Genomic DNA, 1,654 nt, shown 5'->3' on the forward strand with positions numbered 1-1,654 from the left:
CCCGGGTGATTCACCGTGATCGTCAAGATGTGCTGTTCGTCGGCGTGTAGATAAGCGGAAGTGCCTGCCCTGCAAGGGAAACTTGTGATTGCGACATCTACAGGTTTCTCTCTGAGGGAGGCACTTCCGAGGTGCAGCTTACGGCGTGGTCGAAGGATCTGCGGGTCACCGCGGGTGGTTCGGGTGTGGTGTCGCACGTCGGTGCGGCGTTGCTGCGGATGCTGGCTGATCGGGCCGGGCTGACCGCAGCGTTGTCGGCGGGGCTGGCCCGGGCCGGCCGGTGGCCGGTGCATGATCGGGGTCGGGTGCTGGTCGACTTGGCAGTGATGATCGCTGACGGTGGGGAAGCCATCAGCGATATCGACGTGCTGCGCCACCAGCGGGAGGTGTTCGGGTCGGTGGCCTCGGACACCACGGTGTGGCGGGCCCTGGATGAGATCGGCGCGGTGCAGTCGCGGCGCATCGCCAAGGCCCGGGCGGCGGTCCGGGCCCGGATGTGGCAGCTGTTCGGCGGTCCACCGGCGGCGAGGGCGGCGGGCCGGGACATCGGCACCGGCGTGGTGGTCCTGGACATCGATTCCACGATCGTGATCGCGCACAGTGACAAGGAAGGCGCCGCGGCCACCTACAAGCACACGTATGGCTTCCACCCGATCCTGGTGACCTGCGACAACACCGCCGAACTGCTCGCGGTGAAGCTGCGGCCGGGCAACGCCGGCGCGAACACCGCCGCCGATCACCTCGACGTGCTCGCCCAAGCCATCGGCCAGGTCCCCGCGAAACACCGTCGGCACCTGCTCATCCGCGGCGACTCGGCCGCGTCCACCCATGCCGTGCTGGACTGGCTGCATGAGCAGGACAGCAAGCGCGGCCGGCGGGTGGAGTACTCCCTCGGTTGGTCGATCGGCGAGGCCGAACGCGCCGCCATCACCGCCCTGCCCACCTCGGCGTGGTCGCCGGCGATCGACGCCGACGGTGGTGTCCGTGACGGAGCTGCCGTCGCCGAACTGACCGGCCTGCTCAACGTGGCCGGCTGGCCGGCCGGGATGCGGGTCGTCGTCCGACGGGAACGCCCGCACCCCGGCGCGCAACTCACCCTGTTCGAGGAACGTGACGGCTGGCGCTACACCGCGTTCGTCACCAACACCCCGACAGGGGCCCTGCAGTGGCTGGAAGTCCGCCACCGGGCCCACGCCCGCGTCGAAGACCGGATCCGCTGCGCCAAGGACACCGGCCTTCGCCGGCTACCATCGCGCGAGTTCGCCATCAACGCCGCCTGGTGCACCGCCGCTGCGATCGCCATCGACCTCATCGCCTGGTTACAGCTCATCGGCCTCGACGCCGACCTGGCCAAGGCCGAACCGAAACGGCTGCGCTACCGGATCCTGCACACCGCCGCCCGCCTCGTGCACGGCCAACGCCGCCGCACGCTGCGCATCCCCGCCACCTGGCCCTGGGCCGAACAGATCACCGCCGCGTTCAACCGGATCGCGGCCATCCCCGCCCCCGGCTGACCAGCACAGCCAGCATCCCAACAACCCGGAGGACCCCAGGAGACCACGCCCACCGCCGCGACAGACGGCCCACCACCATGCCCAGAGCCCACCCACATCGATCAACAGTGATCAAGGCTGCCGGGCCGACGTGGCCAGCG

Annotated in this window: 1 protein-coding gene; it reads left to right on the plus strand. The window is 69.8% G+C overall.

Annotated elements, in window-relative coordinates; all coding sequences use genetic code 11:
- The first annotated feature begins 131 nt into the window (after positions 1–131).
- Positions 132–1,514 (plus strand): IS1380 family transposase, encoded by a 1,383-nt coding sequence (locus ABNF97_RS33845; protein ID WP_349341055.1) that lies wholly within the window; start codon positions 132–134, stop codon positions 1,512–1,514.
- The last annotated feature ends 140 nt before the right edge of the window (positions 1,515–1,654 follow it).

Source organism: Plantactinospora sp. B6F1 (assembly GCF_040120695.1).
Taxonomy (GTDB): Bacteria; Actinomycetota; Actinomycetes; order Mycobacteriales; family Micromonosporaceae; genus Plantactinospora.